This window comes from Mycobacterium sp. Dal123C01 (assembly GCF_052566995.1).
In genome coordinates this window covers 4,645,408-4,667,820 of sequence record NZ_CP199580.1, presented here as the reverse complement: position 1 = coordinate 4,667,820, position 22,413 = coordinate 4,645,408, and the positions used below count along the sequence as shown (strand labels likewise).

Sequence of the window (22,413 nt, the reverse complement as noted above, 5' to 3'; positions counted from 1 at the left end):
CGCAAAGACCTGCGTCCACCACCCGGCCTGAATCGGCCGGCCGCGGCTAGCTCGACGTTTAGCCCGATGACCCGCACCTTGAATGTCACAACCGCGCGGGCATAGCCTCCTCGAAGCCCCGGGACTCTTACCGGCCCCGCAACGTCGCTACTCCTGATCTAGGCTGACGGCCAGGGGTTCATCACCAGACTCAGGGAACACGAGGGAGACACAAGTGACTGTCCGAGTAGGCATCAACGGCTTCGGTCGAATCGGACGTAATTTCTACCGTGCGTTGCTGGCCCAGCAGGACCAGGGCGGCGCTGACATCGAGGTGGTGGCGGTCAACGACATCACCGACAACAGCACCCTGGCGCACCTGCTGAAATTCGACTCCATCCTGGGCCGGCTGCCGCACGACGTGAGCCTCGAAGGCGAGGACACCATCGTGGTGGGCCCGGCGAAGATCAAGGCGCTCGCGGTTCGCGAGGGCCCGGCCGCGCTGCCATGGGGTGACCTGGGTGTGGATGTCGTCGTCGAGTCCACCGGAATTTTCACCAGTGCCGCCAAGGCCAAGGGGCACCTCGACGCGGGTGCCAAGAAGGTCGTCATCTCGGCGCCGGCCACCGACCCGGACATCACCATCGTGCTCGGCGTCAACGACGACAAGTACGACGGCAGCCAGAACATCATCTCCAATGCCTCCTGCACCACGAACTGCCTCGGCCCGCTGGCCAAGGTCCTCAACGACGAGTTCGGCATCGTCAAGGGCCTGATGACGACCATCCACGCCTACACCCAGGACCAGAACCTGCAGGACGGCCCGCACAGCGACCTGCGTCGGGCCCGCGCCGCCGCGCTGAACATCGTCCCGACCTCCACAGGTGCCGCCAAGGCCATCGGCCTGGTGCTGCCCGAGTTGAAGGGCAAGCTCGACGGCTACGCGCTGCGGGTGCCGATCCCCACCGGGTCGGCGACCGATCTGACCGTTGAACTGGCCAAGGCAGCCAGCGCCGACGAGATCAACGCTGCGTTCAAGGCGGCCGCGGACGGCCCGCTGAAGGGCATCCTGAAGTACTACGACGTGCCTATCGTGTCGTCGGACATCGTCACCGACCCGCACAGCTCGATCTTCGACTCGCTGTTGACCAAGGTCATCGACAACCAGGCCAAGGTGGTCTCGTGGTACGACAACGAGTGGGGTTACTCCAACCGCCTGGTTGACTTGGTCGCGCTGGTCGGCAAGTCGCTCTAACCGTGACGGAATCCTCGGTCCCGACCCTGGCAGACCTTCTCGCCGAGGGTGTTTCGGGTCGCGCGGTGCTGGTGCGCTCCGATCTCAACGTCCCGCTCGACAATGACGGCGAGATCACCGATCCGGGCCGGATCATCGCGTCGGTACCGACGCTGAAGGCGCTTGTGGATGCCGGCGCCAAGGTGGTGGTGACCGCGCACCTGGGACGTCCCACGGAGGGGCCCGACCCGAAATTGTCGTTGGCGCCGGTCGCCGCCGCGCTGGGCGGGCAGCTGGGCCGGCACGTGCAGTTGGCCGGTGACGTCGTCGGTACCGACGCACTGGCGCGTGCCGAGGGGCTGACCGACGGCGACGTTCTGCTGCTGGAGAACATCCGCTTCGACCCGCGCGAGACCAGCAAGGATGACGGAGAGCGACTGGCCCTGGCCAAGCAGCTGGCCGAATTGGTCTCGCCGGAAGGGGCTTTCGTCTCCGACGGCTTTGGCGTGGTACACCGCAAGCAGGCCTCGGTCTACGACGTCGCCACGCTGTTGCCGCACTACGCCGGCACGCTGGTGGCCGAGGAGATCCGGGTGCTGGAGCAGTTGACCAGCTCGACCAAGCGTCCTTACGCGGTGGTGCTCGGCGGGTCGAAGGTGTCCGACAAACTCGGTGTCATCGAGTCGCTGGCAACCAAGGCCGACAGCATCGTCATCGGCGGTGGAATGTGCTTCACATTCCTTGCCGCACAGGGCTTTTCGGTGGGCAAATCATTGCTCGAAGAAGAGATGATCGACACCTGCCGCAACTTGCTGGACACCTACGCCGACGTATTGCGACTGCCCGGCGACATCGTGGTCACCGAGCAGTTCGCCGCCGATTCGCCGCCACAGTTCGTGGCCGCCAATGCGATTCCGGACGATTTGATGGGCCTCGACATCGGGCCCGGATCGGTCAAGCGCTTCGCGGCGCTGCTGTCCAATGCCGAGACAATCTTCTGGAACGGCCCGATGGGCGTGTTCGAATTCCCGGCCTACGCGGCGGGCACCAGGGGCGTCGCCCAGGCGGTCGTCGCCGCAACCGGCAAGGGCGCGTTCAGCGTGGTCGGCGGTGGTGATTCCGCGGCCGCGGTGCGTGCGCTCGGGATCTCCGAGGACGACTTCTCGCATATATCCACCGGCGGTGGTGCATCGCTGGAATACCTGGAGGGCAAGACGCTACCCGGCATCGAGGTCTTGGGTAGGGCCCAACCAGACCACAACGATGGGAGCGGAAACGCGTGACCCGCAAGCCACTGATCGCCGGCAACTGGAAGATGAACCTCAATCACTTCGAGGCCATCGCGCTGGTGCAAAAGATCGCATTCGCGTTGCCGGACAAGTACTTCGACAAGGTTGACGTCACGGTGCTGCCGCCGTTCACCAATCTGCGCAGCGTGCAAACGCTGGTCGACGGCGACAAGCTGCGGTTGACCTATGGCGCCCAGGACCTGTCCCAGCACGAGTCCGGCGCCTACACCGGCGACATCAGCGGCACTTTCCTGGCCAAGCTGGGCTGCACCTTCGTCGTCGTGGGCCACTCGGAGCGGCGCACCTACCACAACGAGGACGACGCCCTGGTGGCTGCCAAGGCCGCCGCCGCGCTGAAGAACGGCCTGTGCCCGATCGTGTGCATCGGCGAGCACCTCGACGTCCGGGAAGCCGGAGAGCATGTCAGCCACTGCGAGACGCAGCTGCGCGGCTCGCTGGCCGGGTTGTCGGCCGATCAGATCGCCAACGTCGTCATCGCCTACGAGCCGGTCTGGGCGATCGGGACGGGGCGGGTGGCCAGCTCGGGCGACGCGCAGGAGGTGTGTGCGGCGATCCGCAAGGAGCTGGGCACGCTGGCGTCGCCGGAGATCGCCGATACCGTGCGGGTGCTCTACGGCGGTTCGGTGAGCGCCAAGAATGTCGGCGACATCGTCGCCCAGAACGATGTCGACGGCGGGCTGGTCGGGGGAGCCTCGCTCGACGGAGAGCAATTTGCGATCCTGGCTGCCATCGCCGCCGGTGGGCCCCTTCCGTGACACCGGCGCGGCCCCGGTAAGCTGTCGGTCATGCATTTGGCCCTGCAGATCACCCTGGTGGTCACCAGCGTTCTGGTGGTCCTGCTGGTGCTGCTGCACCGTGCCAAGGGTGGCGGCCTGTCGACACTGTTCGGCGGTGGCGTGCAGTCCAGCCTGTCCGGGTCGACCGTGGTGGAGAAGAACCTCGACCGGTTGACGGTGTTCATCACCGCAATCTGGCTGGTGTGCATCGTCGGCATGGCCCTGATGATCAAGTACCGCTGACCCACTGACCTCTCGGCGGGCGCTGCACGCGATCCACACCGATACTGGGACCCATGGTTGAGGTTTCCGAACTTGCTTCCGAAGCCGCGCTGGCGCCGATCGGCGCCGTGCAGCGGACCCAGGTAGGTCGCGAGGCGACCGAGCCGATGCGCGCCGACATCAGAATGCTCGGCACCATCCTCGGCGACACCGTGCGCGAGCAGAACGGTGACAAGGTATTCGACCTGGTCGAACGCGCCAGGGTGGAATCCTTCCGGGTGCGTCGCTCCGAGATCGACCGGGCCGAGATCTCGCACATGTTCGACGGCATCGACATCCACCTGGCGGTTCCGATCATCCGGGCGTTCAGCCACTTCGCGCTGCTGGCCAACGTCGCCGAAGACATCCACCGCGAGCGTCGGCGCCATCTTCACGTCGACGCCGGCGAACCACCGCAAGACAGCACCCTGGCCGCCACCTACGCGAAACTGGATTCCGCAGAGCTCGATTCGGCGACCGTGGCCGAAGCGCTCAGGGGTGCGCTGGTTTCTCCGGTAATCACCGCCCATCCCACCGAGACCCGCCGGCGCACCGTCTTCGTCGCGCAACATCGGATCACCGAGTTGATGCGACTGCACGCCGAGGGGCACCGAGAGACCAGCGATGGCCACAGCATCGAGCGCGAGTTGCGCCGCCAGGTGCTCACGCTCTGGCAGACCGCACTGATCCGCCTCTCGCGGCTGCAGATCACCGACGAAATCGACGTCGGCCTGCGCTATTACCAGGCCGCGTTGTTCGAGGTGATCCCGCAGGTGAACGCCGAGGTTCGCGATGCGCTGCGCGCCCGCTGGCCAGACGCCGAGCTGCTTTCCGGGCCGATCCTGCAGCCGGGCTCGTGGATCGGGGGTGACCGCGACGGAAACCCGAACGTGACCGCCGAGGTCGTCCGGCGGGCCACCGGGAGCGCCGCATTCACCGCGCTGGCGCACTATCTGTCGGAGCTCACCGACCTCGAGCAGGAGCTCTCGATGTCGGCGCGATTGATCACCGTCACACCCGAATTGACGGCGCTGGAGCAGAGCTGCCCGGAGCAGGCCAGGACCGACGAGCCGTATCGACGGGCCGTGCGGGTGATTCGGGCCCGGCTCAGCGCGACGGCCGCCGCGATCCTGGATGACGAACCGCTGCATCTGCTCGACCTGGCATTGGAACCGTATGCCACGCCGGACGAGCTGCGGGCCGATCTCGACGTTGTCGACGTGTCGTTGCGCACCCACGGCAGCGCGCTGCTTGCCGACGATCGGGTGGGCCTATTGCGAGAAGCCGTGCACGTCTTCGGATTTCACCTCAGCGGCCTGGATATGCGGCAAAACTCCGACGTGCACGAGGAAGTGGTCGGCGAGCTGCTGGCCTGGGCCGGCGTCCACCCCGACTATCGTTCGCTACCGGAAGACGAGCGGGTGGCGCTGTTAGCGGACGAGCTGGGTACCAGGCGCCCACTGCTCAGCGATCGCGCGCAGTTGTCCGAGCTTGCTCACCAGGAATTGCGTGTGGTCGAGGCCGCCGCGCACGCCGTCGAGCGTTATGGCCCGGCGGCTGTGCCGAACTACGTCATTTCGATGTGCCAGTCCGTGTCGGACGTCCTGGAGGCCGCGGTCCTGCTCAAGGAAACCGGGCTGCTGGATGTCTCCGGGCCCGAACCCTATTGTCCCATCGGGATTTCCCCGCTGTTCGAGACGATCGACGACCTGCACAACGGGGCAGCGATTCTGCACGCGATGCTCGAGCTGCCGATCTACCGAGCGGTGGTGGCTGCCCGCGGCGACGATCAAGAGGTGATGCTCGGCTACTCCGACTCCAACAAGGACGGCGGTTATCTGACCGCGAACTGGGCGGTTTACCGGGCCGAGCTTGCCCTGGCCGAAGTGGCCCGCAAAACCGGAATTCGACTGCGGCTCTTTCATGGCCGCGGCGGTACCGTCGGCCGCGGCGGCGGCCCGAGCTACCAGGCCATCCTCGCGCAGCCGCCCGGTGCGGTGAACGGTTCGCTGCGGCTCACCGAGCAGGGTGAGGTGATCGCGGCCAAGTACGCTGAACCGGTTCTGGCGCAACGGAATCTAGAGAGCCTGGTGGCGGCCACTTTGGAGTCGACGCTGCTGGATGTGGAGGGCCTCGGCGACGAGGCGGAGCCCGCGTACGCGGTGTTGGACGAGATCGCCGCGCTGGCTCGTCAGGCGTATGCCGAATTAGTGCACGAGACACCGGGTTTCGTCGAGTATTTCAAGGCTTCCACACCGGTCAGCGAGATCGGGTCGTTGAACATCGGCAGCCGCCCGTCGTCACGCAAGCCCACCGAGTCGATCGCGGACCTACGCGCTATTCCCTGGGTGCTGGCGTGGAGTCAGTCGCGGGTCATGCTGCCCGGTTGGTACGGCACGGGATCGGCATTCGCGCAGTGGATCGCCGCCGGCGACGAGAATGAACGAGTCGAAATCCTGCACGATCTGTACGAACGTTGGCCGTTCTTCCGCGGCGTGTTGTCGAACATGGCGCAAGTGCTGGCCAAAAGCGACCTGGGGCTGGCGGCGCGCTACGCGGAACTGGTGGCCGATGAATCGTTGCGGCACAGGGTGTTCGAGAAGATCGTCGACGAGCACCAGCGGACGATCGCGATGCACAAGCTGATCACCGGTCAGGACGACCTACTTGCCGACAACGCGGCGCTGGCGCGTTCGGTGTTCAACCGATTCCCGTACCTGGAGCCCCTGAATCACCTGCAGGTAGAGCTGCTTCGGCGGTACCGCTCGGGTGACGACGACGAATTGGTCCAGCGTGGGATTCTGTTGACGATGAACGGGCTGTCCAGCGCGCTCAGGAACAGCGGCTGACGTAGTCGACCCGGCACGGCCCGGCCGCCCGCGCCACGCCACCGATCTGGGCTCCGACGGGTTGCGGATGCGATGTCCACTGCGGCGTCATCTGGTAGTGACCCAACAGGTGAGTCGTGGCCGCTGTGATGGCCGACAGCGAGAACGGTTGGGCCGGGCAGGAATGCTTGCCGTGCCCGAATGCCGTCACCAGCATGGGCGAAGGGAGAGCGTCCTTTTCGGTCAGCTGGTGACGGGTCCACCGATCGGGATCCCACCGCGCCAAGCCCGGCGCCGCCGACATGTTGAGCAGCGGCAGCAACGTGGCGATGGTCCAGCCCGGCGGCACCTGGTAGGTGATCTCGCCGGTGTCGAACGTGACCGACGACAGCACGGTGCGGGCCATGATCGAGCGTTGGGCCATCCGGGTGGACTCCAGCGCGCAGCTCCGGGCAAAGGCGTTGTCGTCGAGGCTAACTCGTTGTAGCTGGGCCGGGTGCTCGAGCAAGTCGACCAACGCCCAGCCCAGCGCGGCGGCCAAGTTCGACATGGACGCGATATGGATCAGCGCGACGTCGAGCGCGATCCCGTGCAGTCGAGAAGGCTGCGACTCCGACGACCACGCGTCCACGATCCGGCCGAAAAGGTCGTGGTCCCCGGTGTCCCCGTCGTCGAAGCTGCGCACCGAGTCGGCGATCGCGTCGGCAATCTCCTCGAGTGCGGCTCGCTCGGCACGCTTGTCCGTCGCCGCGACCGCGGCCATCCGATCGGGGTGCACAAACGCGTCGGAGCCGTCCAGGGTGTCGAAGGCGAGCACCAGACGCTCGAAGGCCGCACCGTTCGCTGACCCGGGTCCCGCCCACGAGGCCAGTCCCATCCGGTGGCCGAGCCGTCGCATCAGTTCGAAGACGTCGAACGAACCCGCCGATCCCAACTCGGTCGTGGTCTGCTCGAGCGCACGGTCCAGGTTGGCCAGATAGCCGGCCACGTCGTCGCGGCGAAACAGCGTGTTCGGCAGGATGCGTCGTCCGGTGAAGATCTCGTCGGGCAGCTTGCGCCGCAGCATCAGGTAATCCGCGACACCCTTGCTGGCGGTCTCCTCGGTCAGCGCGTAGAACGACTCGACGCCGGTCGGCGAGAAGGTGAACAGATAGCGGTCGCCGCCGGTTTCCACGGCGAAGGTGTCGCCGTGTTGGGCGCGGGCCGCGGCGATCACCGCGACGGCGTCGGTGACGGGGACGTCCCACGGCAGACCGGTGCCCTCCGCGTACGGCGGTGCGGGTACCGGGCGGGCGCCGGTCACGTCTACTGCGGCGTCCGGTTCCGCAGCCGGTCCACCACGCCGCGTAACGCGTGCTCGGTCACCGATAGCGGCGACATGACCGTCTCGCCCACGCTCACGATGTAGTCGATGCGCTTGACGATCGCCTCCACCGGCTCGACCACCGCGATCAGCCGCTTGGCCAGCTCGTCGAGGTGTCCCAGTGTCCCCTCCAGATGGTCCAGGCCGCCCTCCAAGCGCTCGACCGTGCCGTTCAACCGGGTCAGGGAGCTGCTCAGCTCGTTCATGGTCCTGCCGAGGCCGTCGAGGACACCTTCGACCTGCTCGACCGTCTTGTCGGCGTTCAGAGCTGCCTGAGTGAGGGTTTTTATCCGGCTTCGCTCAGGTCCGTTGCGCACCGTTCTGTCTGCCATGACGGTAATTATGACCGGGACGGAACCGGGGAAAACCTCGAAACATCGAATTGGATGTGCAGAAACGACATTGTGAGGGTGGCTGGCGTGGCCGCCTGACCCGAGACCGCGGGGCTGAGGTGACGCGCCGACTGGGTGATTACGCGGCCGGCTATGCCGACCGAAAGGCCGAGCGGGCGGCTGGCTAGTCCGACTGTCCGGGCCCGGCGGGAAGCTTGGCGGCGGCCTCCGCATCGAGCAGCCAGAGCGTCGTCTCGAGCCCGACGGCCCCCGCGGCCGGAATCGAAACCGGCTCGGCGCCACCGATGGCAGCGGCGGCCGCGTCGCCCTTGGCCGCCCCGGCGACCAGCAGCCACACCTCGCGGGAACGCCGGATCGCCGGCAGTGTCAAAGTGATCCGCTGCGGCGGCGGTTTGGGGGAGTCGTCGACGGACACCACCATGCGGGTGGTCTCCAGCACCGCCGCGGTGTCGGGGAACAGCGAGTTGATGTGACCCTCGGGGCCCATGCCCAGCAGGTGGACATCGAAACTCGGTACCTGCTGGCCGGGTTCGGCATTGGCCGCCAACAGTTGTTCGTAGGCCAGCGCCGCGGCGGCGAGATCGCTGCCGAATTCGCCATCGCTGGCGGCCATCGGGTGCACATTGCTCGACGGAATGTCGATGTGATCGAGCAATGCCTCCCGCGCCTGCTTCTCGTTTCGCTCGTCGTCGTCCTCGGGAACGTAGCGCTCGTCGCCCCAGAACAGGTGAACCTTCGACCAGTCGATCTGCTCGCCGTGGGCGCGCAGATATTTCAACAACCCGATCCCGTTCCCGCCGCCGGTCAGCACGATCAGGGCGCGTCCCCGTGCCGTCACGGCGGACGCGATGGTGTCGACCAGGCGGCGGCCCGCCGCCTCGACCAGGGTTTCGCTGTCCGGGAAGATCTCGACGACGTTGCTCATGCGTACTGCACCTTATCGATTCCTTCGAGCGCGGCGAAGTAGATGTCATCGGCATCCAACCGCCGCATGTCTTCGGCCAGACAGTCGCGGGTTTCCCTGCGCGCCAAGGGAACTAACGCGTCCGGGCGCCCGGTCCGGCTCAGCGTGGCCGTCGTGCCCTCCTGCGGCCGGCTCAGCGTGATGGTCTCGGATTTGCGTTCCAGCTCGACCTTGAGCTCGCCGACGACCCGGCGCACCGGCCCGTCGATGCAGCTGGCCAGCCAGCCCGCCAGCACGTCCAGGGCGGGTTCGTCGCGCAACCCGGAAACCAGCGCCGATTGGATCGGCTCGTGCGGCTTCTGGTCGACCGCGGAGACGAGCAGCGCCCGCCAGTAGGTGATCCGGGCCCAGGACAGATCCGTGTCACCGGCGGTGTAGCCGGAAAGCCGGCCCTTGATCGCTCCCAGTGGATCCGCGCCATTGGTCGCATCCGTGATACGCCGAATTGCCAGCTTGCCCACCGGGTCTTGTGCGGGCACGTCCGGGGCCGCGCACGGCCACCAGGCCAGCACCGGGATGTCGGGAAGCAGGAAGGGGGTGACAACGCTTTCCGCGTGATCGGCCAGCGGCCCGGAGAGCCGTAGCACCACGACCTCCCCGCCGCCGGCATCGCTACCGAGCCGGACCTGGGCATCCAGCCGGGACTCGGTGGAGTCGGCGTTGCCGGATGCGACCACGATGACCCGGCTCGGGTGTTCGTGCGTGGCGGCGTTGGCCGCCTCGATCGATTCTTCGAGCAGGATGTCGTGGTCGGTCTTGATGATCAGCGTTCCCACTCGGCCCATCGTGACGACGCCGGCCTCTTCGCGCAGCGCGTCCAGCTTCTTGTTGACCGCGGTGGTGGTGGTGTCCAGCAACTCGACAATCATGGTCGCCGCCATTCCCGGTCGGTGCGGTGCAACATCGCGAAGGCCGAGGCGGGCCCCCAGGTGCCCGACTCATAGGGGTCGGGCTTGCCGTGGGTCGCCCAATGGTCGAGGACGGGATCGAGTATCTCCCAAGCCAATTCAACCTCCGCGTTCACCGGGAACAGGGATGGCTCGCCCAGCAGCACGTCCAGGATCAACCGTTCGTAGGCCTCCGGCGAGTCCTCTACGAACGCCGAGCCGTAGGAGAAGTCCATGTTGACATCGCGGACTTCCATCGCGCTGTCCGGGACCTTCGAGCCGAACCGCAGGGTAATTCCCTCGTCGGGCTGGACCCGGATGACCAGGGCGTTGCTGCCGAGTTCGTCGGTCATGGTGGCGTCGAATGGCAGATGGGGCGCGCGCTTGAAGACCAGTGCGATCTCGGTCACCCTGCGGCCCAGTCGTTTTCCGGTTCGGAGATAGAACGGCACACCGGCCCAGCGGCGGGTATCAACCTCCAGGGAGATGGCGGCGAACGTCTCGGTCACGGAGTCCTTGGCGAAGCCCTCCTCGTCGAGCAGGCCGACGACCTCTTCGCCGCCCTGCCAGCCGGCCGCGTACTGGCCGCGGCTACTGGTCTCGTCGAGCGGCTGCGCCAGCCGGGTCGCCGACAGCACTTTGATCTTCTCGGCCTGCAACGCAGACGGATTGAAGCTGACCGGCTCTTCCATCGCGGTCAGCGCCAAAAGCTGCATCAGGTGGTTCTGGATGACATCGCGGGCCGCGCCAATGCCGTCGTAGTAGCCGGCCCGCCCGCCCAGTCCGATGTCTTCGGCCATGGTGATCTGAACGTGGTCGACGTAGTGCGCGTTCCAGATCGGGTCCCAGAATTGGTTGGCGAACCGCAGCGCCAGGATGTTCTGCACCGTCTCCTTGCCCAGATAGTGGTCGATGCGGAACACCGACTCCTCGGGGAAGACTGAGTTCACCACGTGGTTGAGCTCGCGGGCACTGTCCAGGTCGTGGCCGAACGGCTTCTCGATGACGACCCGGCTCCACCTGTCCTCCTGCGGCCGGGCCAACCCGGACTTGTGCAGTTGTTCGCACACCACCGGGAACGACTTGGGCGGGATCGCCAGGTAAAAGGCGTGATTGCCGCCGATACCGCGCTCGGCGTCGAGCTTTTCCAGCGTTTCGGCCAGCCGGGCGAACGCGGCGTCGTCGTCGAATTCGCCTTGGACGAAACGCAATCCATCGGCCAGCCGTTCCCATACCGCTTGGCGAAACGGAGTGCGGCAGTGTCCCTTGACGTCGTCGTGGATGACCTGGGCGAAGGCGTCGTGATCCCAGTCGCGCCGGGCGAAGCCCACCAGCGAGAAGTTGGGCGCCAGCAAACCGCGGTTGGCCAGGTCGTAGATGGCCGGCACCACTTTTTTGTGCGCCAGGTCACCGGTGACACCGAACAGCACCAGCGCGCACGGGCCCGCGATTCGGGGCAGCCGCTTATCGTCTTTGTCCCGCAGCGGATTACTCCACTGCGCGCCGGTAACGCGCGGGCTCATTTGTCGGCGGAACCCAGTTGCTTCTGTGTCTCCGTGAGCAGCTCGGTCCACGACTCGACGAATTTCTGCACGCCTTCGTTCTCCAGAACCACGAACACATCGGTCAAGTCGACGCCGATCGCCGACAGCTTGTCGAACACGCCTTGGGCGACCGTCGCGGTGCCGCTGACCGTGTTGCCGGTGACCACGCCATGGTCGGCGACGGCGTCCATCGTCTTCTCCGGCATGGTGTTCACGGTGAAGGGCGCAACCAGCTCGGTGACGTAAAGAGTGTCCGAGTAGTCAGGGTTCTTGACACCGGTGGACGCCCACAGCGGGCGCTGGACGCGGGCCCCGTCGGCCTTGAGTGCCTGGAAACGATCGCCGTCGTCGAACACTTCCTGGTAGGCGGCATAGGCCAGCCGCGCGTTGGCCACACCGGCCTGGCCGCGCAAAGCCAACGCATCCGCGGAACCGATCTTCTCCAGCCGCTTGTCGATCTCGGTGTCCACCCGGGACACGAAAAACGATGCGACCGAATGGATCTTGGACAGGTCATGCCCGGCCTCGCGGGCCTTCTCCAGCCCGGCCAGATAGGCGTCCATCACCTCGCGATGCCGCTCGACCGAGAAGATCAACGTGACGTTGACCGAAATCCCTTCGGCCAGAGTGGCGGTGATGGCCGGCAGGCCGGCCTTGGTGGCCGGGATCTTGATCAGCAGGTTCGGTCGGTCGACGATCTTCCACAGCTCGATGGCCTGCGCGGAGGTCTTGTCGGTTTCACCTGCCAGTCGCGGGTCGACCTCGATGGACACCCGGCCGTCGATCCCGTCGGAGGCCTCCCACTGCGGCTTCAGCACATCGCACGCGGTGCGCACGTCGTCGGTGGTGACGGTACGGATGGTGGCATCCACGTCGGCGCCGCGTTCGGCCAGCTCGGCGATCTGGGCGTCGTAGGAGTCACCGTCGGCAAAAGCCTTCTGGAAGATGGACGGGTTGGTGGTCACGCCGACGACACTCTTGGTGTCGATCAGCTGCTGCAGGTTGCCGGACTTCAGCCGGTCCCGCGACAAGTCGTCAAGCCAGACGGACACGCCCGCGTCACTCAGCGCGGCGAGATTGGCGTTCTGAGTCATGAAAATATCCTTTGTTAGTTATCGACTACTTCTTCCGCGGCGGCGGCGACGGCCTCCGCGGTGAAGCCGAACTCGCGGAACAACGTCTTGGCATCGGCGGATTCGCCGTAGTGCTCAATCGAAACGATCTTGCCGGTGTCACCGACCAGTTTGTGCCACGATTGCGCGATCCCCGCCTCGACGGCCACGCGGGCCGAGACCGACGGCGGCAACACGCTGTCGCGGTACTCCGCCGGCTGGGACTCAAACCATTCCACGCACGGCATCGACACGACCCTCGCGATGATATCCTTGTCCGCCAACAGCTTTGCGGCTTCTACCGCGAGCTGGACCTCGGAGCCGGTGGCGATCAGGACGACGTCGGGCTCGTCGTCGGCTTCGTCACTCAGCACATACCCACCGCGGGCGACGCCTTCGACGTTGGTGCCTTCCAGCACCGGCAAACCCTGGCGGGTCAGGATCAACCCGACCGGTCCGCTGCCGTTGCCGCGCGCCAAGATCGTGCGCCAGGCGTAGGCGGTTTCGTTCGCATCGCCCGGGCGCACCACCGACAGTTCCGGGATGGCCCGCAGCGCCGCGAGGTGCTCGATGGGTTGGTGGGTGGGACCGTCCTCACCCAAGCCGATCGAGTCGTGGGTCCACACGTAGATGGTGTCGATGTCCATCAGTGAGGCAAGCCGCACCGCCGGGCGCATGTAGTCGGAGAACTGCAGGAACGTGCCGCCGTAGGCCCGGGTCGGCCCGTGCAGCACGATGCCGGACAGGATGGCCCCCATTGCGTGTTCGCGAATTCCGAAGTGCAGGGTGCGGCCATACCAGTCGGCGGTGTAGTCCTTGGTCGTAATCGACGGCGGCCCAAATGATTTGACGCCATCCATGGTGGTGTTGTTGCTGCCGGCCAGGTCGGCCGAGCCGCCCCACAACTCGGGGAGTTTCGACGCCAGCGCGGAAAGCACCTTGCCCGACGCGGCCCGGGTGGCCAGCTCTTTGGAGCCGGGTTCCCAGTGGGGGATATCGGCATCCCAGCCCTCGGGTAGTTCCTGCGCGGTCAATCGGTCCAGCAGTGCCTTGCGTTCGGGTTCGCGTTGCGCCCAGGCGTCGAACCCCGGCTGCCACTTCTCGTGCGCTTCCTTGCCCCGATCCACCAGCTTGCGGGTGTGGGCGATGACGTCGTCGCGCACCTCGAAGGTCTTGTCGGGGTCGAAGCCGAGAATCTTCTTGGTGGCGGCCACCTCTTCGTCGCCGAGGGCCGATCCGTGCGCCTTGCCGGTGTTCATCAATTTCGGTGCCGGGTAGCCGATGATGGTGCGCAGCGCGATGAACGACGGCTTGTCGGTGACAGATTTCGCGGCGGCGATGGCTTCCTCGATGCCGACGACGTTCTCGCCGCCTTCCACCTCTTGCACGTGCCAGCCGTAGGCGCGGTAGCGCGCGGCGGTGTCTTCGCACAGCGCGATGTCGGTGTCGTCCTCGATCGAGATCTGGTTGTGGTCGTAGAACACGATCAGGTTGCCGAGCTGCTGGACGGCCGCCAGCGATGACGCCTCGGAGGTGACACCCTCCTCGATGTCCCCGTCGGAGGCGATCACATAGATGTGGTGGTCAAACGGGCTTTCGTCGGGCGCCGCGTCGGGGTCGAACAGGCCGCGCTCGTAGCGCGCCGCCATCGCCATGCCGACCGCGGACGCCAGGCCCTGGCCCAGCGGCCCGGTGGTGATCTCAACACCCTTGGTGTGCCGGAACTCGGGATGCCCGGGGGTCTTGGACCCCCAGGTGCGCAGCGACTCGATGTCGGAGAGTTCGAGGCCGAACCCGCCGAGATAAAGCTGCAGGTACAGGGTCAGGCTGCTGTGGCCACAAGACAGCACGAACCGGTCGCGGCCCAACCAGTGCGGATCGCCGGGATCGTGGGTCATCGCGCGCTGGAACAGGGTGTAGGCCAACGGGGCCAGGCTCATCGCCGTCCCGGGGTGGCCATTGCCGACCTTTTGCACCGCATCGGCGGCCAACACCCGCACGGTGTCGACTGCGGTCGAGTCGGTGTCCGTCCAGTCGTCGGGGTGGCGGGGCTGGGTGAGGGTGGAGATCTCTTCGAGTGTGGTCACAGACGTCAGTCCTTGGGGTGGCCGTAATTCATGCGCTGATCAATCCTCACCCTAGTGCGCGAGCGGCGGCGTTTGCAGTGCGGGATTCCGGGCAATCCCAGGCGCCTCCGCGCGGGTATGACGCCGAGGAGTCTTGGACCTTGCGATCAAGGCCGCCATCGGGAAATTCTGTGTGAATAGACCCTGGAGGCGGGCCGCGCTCGCAACGCGGTCTACCATCGTGCGTAGTAGATGCTGCGCCCTGCTGCGACCCCGAGGAGTTACTGCGTGAGCGTTCGCGGGCGCACAGGAGTTAGGGCGCCGAGCCGAATACGCGGCACGGTGCTGGCTTACCTGGCGCTGACAAAGCCGCGGGTCATCGAACTGCTGCTGGTCACGGCGATACCCGCGATGCTGCTGGCTGACCGCGGACACGTGAATCCGCTGCTGATCCTCAACACGCTGATCGGCGGGATGTTGGCAGCCGGCGGGGCCAACACGCTCAACTGTGTGGCCGACGCCGACATCGACAAGTTGATGAAGCGGACCGCGCGCCGGCCATTGGCGCGGGCCGCGGTGCCGACGCGAAACGCCCTGGTGCTTGGGCTGCTGCTCACCGTGGGCTCGTTCTTCTGGCTCTGGTGGACGACAAACCTGCTGTCGGGGCTGCTGGCCATCGCCACCATCGCGTTCTACGTGTTCGTCTACACGCTGCTGCTCAAACGCCGCACCTCGCAAAACGTCGTGTGGGGCGGTGCGGCGGGCTGTATGCCGGTGATGATCGGTTGGTCGGCTGTTACCGGCACCATCGGCTGGCCCGCGTTGGCGATGTTCGCGATCATTTTCTTCTGGACGCCGCCGCACACCTGGGCGTTGGCGATGCGGTACAAGGACGACTACAAAGCGGCCGGCGTCCCCATGCTGCCCGCTGTGGCGACCGAGCGTCAGGTCACCAAGCAGATCCTGATCTACACCTGGCTGACCGTGCTGGCGACCATGGTGCTGGCGCTGGCCGCCGGCTGGCTCTATGCGGCGGTGGCCCTGCTGGCCGGGGTCTGGTTCCTGGCGATGGCCCATCAGTTGTACGCCGGGGTCCGCGCCGGCGAGCCGGTCAAGCCGTTGCGGCTGTTCCTGCAATCGAACAACTATCTCGCCGTGGTGTGCTGCGCGTTGGCGGTCGACTCGGTGATCGCCCTGCCGACCCTGCTGTAGCGACGTCGGCGTCAATCACATCCGCCACTTCAGCACCGCCGAACGCGTCGCCATGCGGTTGCCAAAAGCGATAGCGCATCCGATATCGCTTTCTGAAACAGCCGGGTCCTTGTCCGCTTGAGGCCGGTGTGGTTTCTGTGACCTGACGGTCGCGTGCGTCGGTGCTTGTTGGGATCAGTAGCGGGGCGCTGCTGTCGGGGCGGTCTGGCGTTGTCCGGTTTCGGCTTAGCCGCGGGCACCGCCCAGGCCCGACCCGGTCATTTGGGACAACAACATTTGCTTGAATTCACTTACGGCAGTAGCACAATCGAGCCGACGGTCTTGCGGTCCTGCAGGTCCTGATGGGCGCGGGCCGCGTCGGCCAACGGGTAGCGTCCGCCGACTTCGATGCTGATCGCCCCGCCGCTGACCGCGTCGAACAATTCCTCGGAGCGCCAGCTGAATTCCTGGCTGGTGCGCATGAAGTGGGCCAGCGTGGGCCGGGTCAGGAACACCGAGCCCGCGGCGTTGAGCCGCTGCGGATCCACCGGCGGCACGGGTCCGCTGGCCGCCCCGAACAGCGCCAGGGTCCCGCGGACGGCCAGGCTGGCCAGGCTGGCGTCGAACGTGGTGGCGCCGACGCCGTCGTAGACCGCCGCCACGCCGACACCTTTGGTGAGCTCACGAATCTGCTGGCCGAATTCTGCGGCGTCGTCGGGGTAGGAGAGCACTTCGTCGGCGCCGGCCTTCTTGGACAGCTGAGCCTTTTCGGACGTCGAGACGGTGGTGATGACCCGGGCACCGAGCAGGTGCGCCCACTGCGTCAGGATCAACCCGACGCCACCCGCGCCGGCGTGCACCAGCACCGCGTCACCGGCTTGCACGGGATACACCGATTTCAGCAGGTAGTGCGCGGTCAGGCCTTTCAGCAGTACCGCGGCCGCCACCTCGGAGCTGACGCCGTCCGGTACCTTAGCGGTCAAATGTGCTGGCGCGGTGGCGAATTCGGCGTAGGCGCCGGAGGCCGCCGCGGACGCCACGCGGTCGCCGACGCTGAACCGGTCGCCGGCCCCCTCGCCCAGGGCGGCGACGGTGCCAGACACCTCGGAACCGAGGACGAACGGCACCTCGCGGGGGTATTGGCCCGATCGGAAATAGGTATCAATGAAGTTGACTCCGATGGCCTCGGCCTTGATCAGTAGCTCACCGTGGTCCGGCTTGGGTTCTGAGGTGTCGACATAACGCAGGACCTCGGGTCCGCCGGTTTCACTGACTTCGATTGCGTGCATGTGGATATCATGCCCGGGCATGAAGCTTGCCCGACCGGACGTCTTCCATCCCCGCATCGTGCTGGCCGGTAATCCGCAACATGGCACCGGTGCCGGCGACGACGCGGGGTTGGTCGCGGCGCTGCGCCAGCGCGGTCTGCATGCCCGCTGGCTGTCCTGGGATAACCCCGATACCGCCCACGCGGATCTGGTGATCCTGCGCGCCACGCACGACTACGCCGGGCGGCTGGAGGAGTTTCTGGCGTGGTCCAATCGCGTCAAGAATCTGCTGAATGCAACGAACGTTGTCGCATGGAATGCCGACCGGCGCTATCTGCTCGACCTGTCGGCCCGTGGAGTGCCGACGGTGCCGGGCGAGGCCTTCGCCCCGGGCGAACGGATTCAATTACCCCGCCGCGACGACGTGTTCGTCAGCCCGCTCATCGGCACCGGCACCCGGCGGTTCAGTGACCGGTCTGCGGCCGCGGATTGTGCGGCCGAGCTGAGCCGGGGCGCGTGGGTGCAACCCGCTTCGGGGCCCGAGACGGCGCTGGTCTTCCTCGCCGGCAAGCCCTCGCACGCGTTCCCGCCCGAGCCGGACTTCGAACTCTGGGATGTCGGAGCCGCCGCGCTGGCCGCCGTGGCGGACCAACTGGACATCGGGGCAAGCGAATTGCTTTACGCGCGAGCACATTTAAACGGTTCGAAGTTGCTGGAGCTGCAGCTGGTGGACCCGTCGCTGGGCTGGCGGCGGCTCGACGCCGGCACTCGCGACCTGGCCCAGCGCGAGTTCGCGCTGGCCGTGGAGTCAGCCTGCGAGCGGCTCGGGCTTGGCCCGTTCTCGCATCGACGCCCATAGCGCCGCCGTCGCGGCCGTGCACGCCGCGGCGCCGGCGACATGGACGGCGACCAGGGCGGCGGGGACGCCGGTGAAGTACTGCGTGGTGCCGACGGCGGCTTGCGCGCACACCAGGGCCACCAGCACGCCCAGCCGCAGCATGATCGCCCGCGGGGCACCGACGGCCAGCAGCCCGAAGCCCAGCCCGATCAGCAGCGCGAGATAGGCGACGAGCAGCGACGAGTGCATGTGCACCAGCGTGGTGATCTCGATCTGCAGCCGCGGCACCGTCCTGCTCGGGCTGCGGTCTCCCGCGTGCGGGCCGGCGGCGGTCACCAGCGTGCCGGCCACCAGCAGCACCGCCAGGTTCACCCCGGTCAGCGCGGTGAGCAGGCGCAGCGGCCTGGCCACCCGCTGGTGAACCACGCCGTCATCCGGCTCGCCGACCTTGACGTAGAGCAGCACCGACAACCACACCATCGTCATCGACACCAGCAGGTGGATGGCCACCGTCCACCACAGCAGCCCGGTGCGCACCGTGATGCCGCCGATCACCGCCTGCATCACCGTCGACACCGGCATCAGCCACGCATACGTCAGCACCTCGGCCCGGCGGCGGGCCCGGTACACCGCCAGCACGGCCAGCGCCGCGGTGATCACCACCGCGATGCTGAACATCCGGTTGCCGAACTCGACGGCCTGGTGCACCCGCGGTACTTCGGCGACGGCGACCGGGACGAAGCTGCCCGGGAAACACTGTGGCCAGGTGGGGCAACCCAATCCCGACGCGGTGACGCGCACGATCGATCCGGTGACGGCGATACCGCCCTGGGAAACGATCACGGTCGCGGCAATGATCCGCTGGACGCGCAGGCTGGGCTCGGGGAGCAGGTCCACCAACCGCGCTAGCACTCGTCCGACGGGCACCGCCCGATCGTAGGCCAACGAAAACTACGGCTTGTAGTACGGGACCCTCAGGTGAAGCGGAACCAGCGCAGCGCGGCAAGTGCGGCCACCGCGCCCCACACCGCCAGCACGACGACGCCGAACCAGTCGACCGACAGTGTCATCGCCTGTGACAGCGCCTCGGTCAGCGCGCCGGACGGGGTGAGCCGGGCCGCCCACCTGGCCGCCGTCGGGATCATGTTCGTCTCGAGGGTCAGCGCGCCCAGCCCGGCGAAGACGAACCACATCAGGTTGGCGACCGCGAGGACGATCTCGGCGCGCAACGTGCCGCCGAGGAGCAGGCCCAGGGCGGCGAAGGTCACGGTGCCCAGCGCGATCACGGCCGCGCCCAGCACCAGGGCCGCCGGGGCCGGCCGCCAGCCGACCGCAAAACCGATGGCGCCCAGGATGATTGACTGTAGAAACACAGTGCAGATCACCGCCAGCGACTTGCCGGCGATGATTCCCCAGACCGGCAGCGGGGTTGCCCCCAGCCGTTTGAGCGCACCGTATCGCCGGTCGAACGCCACGGCGATCGCCTGCCCGGTGAACGCCGTCGAGATCACCGCCAGGGCCATGATGACCGGCACGAACGTCGCCGCGCGGTTCTGGCCGAACGAGCCCAACGGCAGCAGGGTGAGTCCGACCAGCAGGGTGATCGGGATGAACATCGTCAGCAGCAGTTGTTCGCCGTTGCGCAGCAGCAGCTTCAGCTCCAGGCCGAACTGGGCGGCAAGCATTTTCGGCACCGCATTGGGGCGCGGGTCGGGGGTGAAGGTGCCCGCGGGAAACAGCGCGGCGTTGGTGTCGGTCACGGTCGCAACTTCCTGCCGGTGAGCTCCAGGAACACGTCTTCGAGGCTGCGTTGCTCGACGCGCATATCGGTGGCCAGCACATCGATCTGGGCGCACCACGCCGTGACGGTCGCCAGCACCTGCGGGTCGACCGGGCCCTCGACCAGGTACTCGCCGGGCGTCACCTCGGTGGCCTTGTAGTCCTCCGGCAGAGCAGAAGCCAAGAGCGACAAGTCAAGTCGCGGCGGGGCGGAGAACCGCACCTGGTCTTTTGCGCCGGAGCGCGTCAGCTCCGTCGGTGTGCCCGCGGCCACCGTCACACCGTGGTCGATGATCACCAGCCGATCGGCGAGCTCCTCGGCCTCCTTGAGTTGGTGGGTGGTGAGCACCACCGTCACACCGTCGCGGCGCAGCGCGTCGATCAGTTCCCACACCAGCAGCCGGGCATGCGCGTCCATGCCGGCGGTGGGCTCGTCGAGGAACACCAGCTCGGGACGTCCGACCAGCGCGCAGGCCAGCGCAAGCCGTTGCTGCTGGCCGCCGGACAGGCGCCGGTAGGTGGTGCGGGCCGCGTCGGTCAGGCCCAAGGTGGCCAGCAGCCACTGCGGGTCCAGCGGGTCGGCGGCGTAGGAGGCCACCAGGTTGAGCATTTCCCCGGCGCGTGCCGCCGGATAGCCGCCGCCGCCCTGCAGCATCACTCCGATGCGCGCGCGCAGCCTGGCGTTGTCGGCGATCGGGTCCAGGCCGAGCACCTCGATCGTGCCGGCGTCCGGGCGGACGAAGCCCTCGCACATCTCGACCGTCGTCGTCTTGCCGGCGCCGTTGGGGCCCAGCAGGGCCAGCACCTCGGCGGCGCGCACTTCCAGATCGAGATTGGAAACAGCTGTCGTTGACCCGTACTGCTTACTCACCCCGCGCAGCCGCACCACTGTTTCGGGGGCTTGGGGGACTCGAGGGCCCGAACTCACGTCGAGTCAGCGTAGGCGTCGGGTGCCGACGTCGGCCGCGGGGTCTCTGGGGTCGAGGGCGCCTCGGCCCCGGGCACCCCGGCGGCTTGGCCGTTCGCTTCCCCGGTCGGGGTGGACTGCAGCGGCCGCCACGGCAGGCGGGTGTACGTCAACGCCACCAGCACGGCCATCGCGGCGGCGCTGGCCAGGGTGGCATCCAGGATCTGGAATAGCGCGAACCGGTCGCCGTTGGCCGTCGGGCCGAAGATGCCGACGACGAGGGTGATCACGATTACCGTCTCGCGGAAACCGGTGCGGGTCGCCCAGCAGGCCAGCGGAATGATCGCCCACAGCAGATACCAGGGCTGCACGACGGGAAACAGCAGCACGCAGATGCCCAGTGCGACGCCGAGGCCCCCGATCGGGTGCAGCCGCCCGCGGAACACGGCCAGCAGCAGCCAGGTGACCAGCACCATGATGATCATCACGCCGATAAAACGGGTCAGCGCCAGCACGGCGGTGGTGTGATCGCCCAGGCCCAGCAGAATCCCTACCTGCCCGGTCGCCAGGGCCAGCAGCGTCGGCGGCGACATCCAGCTGCGCACGACGTTGGCGGTACCGAGGGTGAAGACCCAGCCGAACCCGAGCCCGCTCGCCCAGCCCACCAGGCCCATCACCGCCAGCGACAATGTCCCCATGCCGCTGGCGGCCAGCAGCAGCGCCCGCAGGTTGCCGCCGAGGCGGTAGGCCAGCGCCATCGTGACGAATCCCAGCGCCAACAGCGACGGCAGCTTCACCTGCGAGGACAGCGTGATCAGGATGGAACCGGCCAACAGCATGCCCAACGGCTCCCAATCGGGGCCGATCCGGCGCCACGAGGTGGGCCGCAGGCGCGGCGAATCGATTCCGCGCAGGGCGAATTCGGCTCCGATGAGCATCAACCCGAGCATCAGCGCCTCGTTGTGGATGCCCGCGACCAGATGCATGAGCAGCAGCGGATTGGCGGCGCCCAGCCACAACGCGCTGACCTCGGCGACGCCACAGCGCCGGGCCAGCCGCGGGGTGGCCCACACGATCATCGCGACCCCGGCCAGCACCACCAAGCGGTGGCAGAGCACCGCGGCGACGATGTTCTCGCCGGTCAGGGCCGAGATGCCGCGCCCGATCCACAAGAACAACGGACCGTAGGGGGCCGGCGTCTCTCGCCACACGCTGGGCACCGAAAGGGTGAACACATGGCCGAGCCCGAGCCCGGATGCGGGACCGACCTTGTAGGGGTCCAGGCCTTCTAGCGAGATCTGGCTCTGAGCCAGGTAGGAGTAGACGTCCTTGCTGTACATCGGCGGCGCGATCAGCAGCGGCAGCATCCACAGCAGCAGGGTGCGATCCAGGTCGCCGCGCGACATCTGCCGCTTGCCCATCGCGAATCGGCCCAGCATCAGCCAGGCGAGCGCCATCATGACCGCCCCGACCGTGGTCATGGTCAACGACACCGTCTGGATCCGGGACGGCAGGTTCAACAGCCGGACCCCGAACGTGGGGTCCTGGACGACGGGCCGGGCCCCGGCGCCCAGGGCGCCGATCGCCATCAGGACGGTGCCGGTGGCGCCGAACAGGCGGGTGCGCTGAAGTGCGGTGAGTTCCGTCTCATTCAGCGGTGAGCCGACGGCTTGCTCGTCGCCGTGCAAGCTGGCGATCGACGAGCTCAGCGTATGGTGGCGCACTGGCATCAGTGCAGCGTAGCGGCATGGCG

The 22,413-nt window shown here is 67.1% G+C and carries 19 protein-coding genes; 7 read left to right on the top strand and 12 right to left on the bottom strand.

Annotated features, from left to right (window positions below):
- The first annotated feature begins 214 nt into the window (after window positions 1-214).
- The 5 genes from gap to ppc are packed head-to-tail and all read left to right on the top strand — an operon-like array spanning window position 215 to window position 6,409.
- Entirely contained in the window at window positions 215-1,234 is a 1,020-nt protein-coding gene (gap, locus tag ACTXG5_RS21795) for a type I glyceraldehyde-3-phosphate dehydrogenase (RefSeq protein WP_445160768.1), read from the top strand.
- A 2-nt stretch (window positions 1,235-1,236) separates the two neighbouring features.
- Window positions 1,237-2,496 carry a phosphoglycerate kinase gene (locus ACTXG5_RS21790; protein WP_445160767.1) on the top strand — a complete coding sequence of 420 codons (1,260 nt, stop codon included), beginning with the start codon at window positions 1,237-1,239 and terminating at the stop codon, window positions 2,494-2,496.
- Window positions 2,493-3,278 (top strand): triose-phosphate isomerase, encoded by a 786-nt coding sequence (gene tpiA, locus ACTXG5_RS21785; RefSeq protein WP_445160766.1) that lies wholly within the window; start codon window positions 2,493-2,495, stop codon window positions 3,276-3,278. Before ACTXG5_RS21790 ends, tpiA begins: the two co-directional genes overlap by 4 nt.
- Window positions 3,279-3,308: 30 nt before the next feature.
- Window positions 3,309-3,542, top strand: a complete 234-nt coding sequence (secG, locus tag ACTXG5_RS21780) for a preprotein translocase subunit SecG (RefSeq protein WP_313860705.1) — start codon at window positions 3,309-3,311, stop codon at window positions 3,540-3,542.
- Between the two features lie 53 nt (window positions 3,543-3,595).
- A complete protein-coding gene (gene ppc / locus ACTXG5_RS21775; protein ID WP_445160765.1) occupies window positions 3,596-6,409 on the top strand; it encodes a phosphoenolpyruvate carboxylase in 2,814 nt (937 codons plus the stop codon).
- Here the strand turns inward: ppc and ACTXG5_RS21770 are convergent.
- The 7 genes from ACTXG5_RS21770 to tkt all read right to left on the bottom strand — a co-directional run bounded on the left by ACTXG5_RS21770 (window position 6,393) and on the right by tkt (window position 14,698).
- The gene (locus tag ACTXG5_RS21770) at window positions 6,393-7,691 is read right to left on the bottom strand and encodes a cytochrome P450 (protein WP_445160764.1); all 1,299 of its coding nucleotides are present in this window, start codon (window positions 7,689-7,691) and stop codon (window positions 6,393-6,395) included. The two genes, ppc and ACTXG5_RS21770, sit on opposite strands and share 17 nt — an antisense overlap.
- Before the next feature lie 2 nt (window positions 7,692-7,693).
- Window positions 7,694-8,092, bottom strand: coding sequence for an ATPase (locus ACTXG5_RS21765; RefSeq protein WP_445164535.1), 399 nt, complete (start codon window positions 8,090-8,092; stop codon window positions 7,694-7,696).
- Between the two features lie 175 nt (window positions 8,093-8,267).
- Window positions 8,268-9,029: a 6-phosphogluconolactonase gene (gene pgl / locus ACTXG5_RS21760; RefSeq protein WP_445160763.1), complete on the bottom strand. Its 762-nt coding sequence runs from the start codon at window positions 9,027-9,029 to the stop codon at window positions 8,268-8,270.
- Entirely contained in the window at window positions 9,026-9,937 is a 912-nt protein-coding gene (opcA, locus tag ACTXG5_RS21755) for a glucose-6-phosphate dehydrogenase assembly protein OpcA (RefSeq protein ID WP_445160762.1), read from the bottom strand. The genes pgl and opcA overlap by 4 nt, the downstream gene beginning before the upstream one ends.
- Entirely contained in the window at window positions 9,934-11,478 is a 1,545-nt protein-coding gene (gene zwf, locus ACTXG5_RS21750; protein ID WP_445160761.1) for a glucose-6-phosphate dehydrogenase, read from the bottom strand. The genes opcA and zwf overlap by 4 nt, the downstream gene beginning before the upstream one ends.
- On the bottom strand, window positions 11,475-12,593 hold the full coding sequence (gene tal, locus ACTXG5_RS21745; protein WP_445160760.1) for a transaldolase: 1,119 nt from the start codon (window positions 12,591-12,593) through the stop codon (window positions 11,475-11,477). The genes zwf and tal overlap by 4 nt, the downstream gene beginning before the upstream one ends.
- 14 nt (window positions 12,594-12,607) lie before the next feature.
- Window positions 12,608-14,698, bottom strand: a complete 2,091-nt coding sequence (tkt, locus tag ACTXG5_RS21740) for a transketolase (protein ID WP_445160759.1) — start codon at window positions 14,696-14,698, stop codon at window positions 12,608-12,610.
- A 267-nt stretch (window positions 14,699-14,965) separates the two neighbouring features.
- Between tkt and ACTXG5_RS21735 the strand changes: the two genes are divergently transcribed.
- A complete protein-coding gene (locus ACTXG5_RS21735; RefSeq protein ID WP_445160758.1) occupies window positions 14,966-15,889 on the top strand; it encodes a heme o synthase in 924 nt (307 codons plus the stop codon).
- 290 nt (window positions 15,890-16,179) lie between these two features.
- Here ACTXG5_RS21735 and ACTXG5_RS21730 read toward each other — a convergent pair whose 3' ends face one another.
- A complete protein-coding gene (locus ACTXG5_RS21730; protein ID WP_445160757.1) occupies window positions 16,180-17,157 on the bottom strand; it encodes a quinone oxidoreductase family protein in 978 nt (325 codons plus the stop codon).
- Between the two features lie 19 nt (window positions 17,158-17,176).
- Here ACTXG5_RS21730 and ACTXG5_RS21725 point away from each other — a divergent pair, with 19 nt between their 5' ends.
- Complete coding sequence (locus ACTXG5_RS21725) at window positions 17,177-17,995, top strand: hypothetical protein (RefSeq protein ID WP_445160756.1); 819 nt, start codon at window positions 17,177-17,179, stop codon at window positions 17,993-17,995.
- Here ACTXG5_RS21725 and ACTXG5_RS21720 read toward each other — a convergent pair.
- From ACTXG5_RS21720 to mptB, 4 genes are read right to left on the bottom strand one after another with little or no spacing between them, the layout of a single operon-like run.
- Window positions 17,945-18,919: a COX15/CtaA family protein gene (locus ACTXG5_RS21720; RefSeq protein WP_445160755.1), complete on the bottom strand. Its 975-nt coding sequence runs from the start codon at window positions 18,917-18,919 to the stop codon at window positions 17,945-17,947. The genes ACTXG5_RS21725 and ACTXG5_RS21720 overlap by 51 nt on opposite strands.
- A 29-nt stretch (window positions 18,920-18,948) precedes the next feature.
- On the bottom strand, window positions 18,949-19,734 hold the full coding sequence (locus tag ACTXG5_RS21715; protein WP_445160754.1) for an ABC transporter permease: 786 nt from the start codon (window positions 19,732-19,734) through the stop codon (window positions 18,949-18,951).
- Window positions 19,731-20,681, bottom strand: a complete 951-nt coding sequence (locus ACTXG5_RS21710) for an ABC transporter ATP-binding protein (RefSeq protein WP_445160753.1) — start codon at window positions 20,679-20,681, stop codon at window positions 19,731-19,733. The genes ACTXG5_RS21715 and ACTXG5_RS21710 overlap by 4 nt, the downstream gene beginning before the upstream one ends.
- A complete protein-coding gene (gene mptB, locus ACTXG5_RS21705; protein WP_445160752.1) occupies window positions 20,678-22,390 on the bottom strand; it encodes a polyprenol phosphomannose-dependent alpha 1,6 mannosyltransferase MptB in 1,713 nt (570 codons plus the stop codon). The genes ACTXG5_RS21710 and mptB overlap by 4 nt, the downstream gene beginning before the upstream one ends.
- Window positions 22,391-22,413 lie beyond the last annotated feature (23 nt).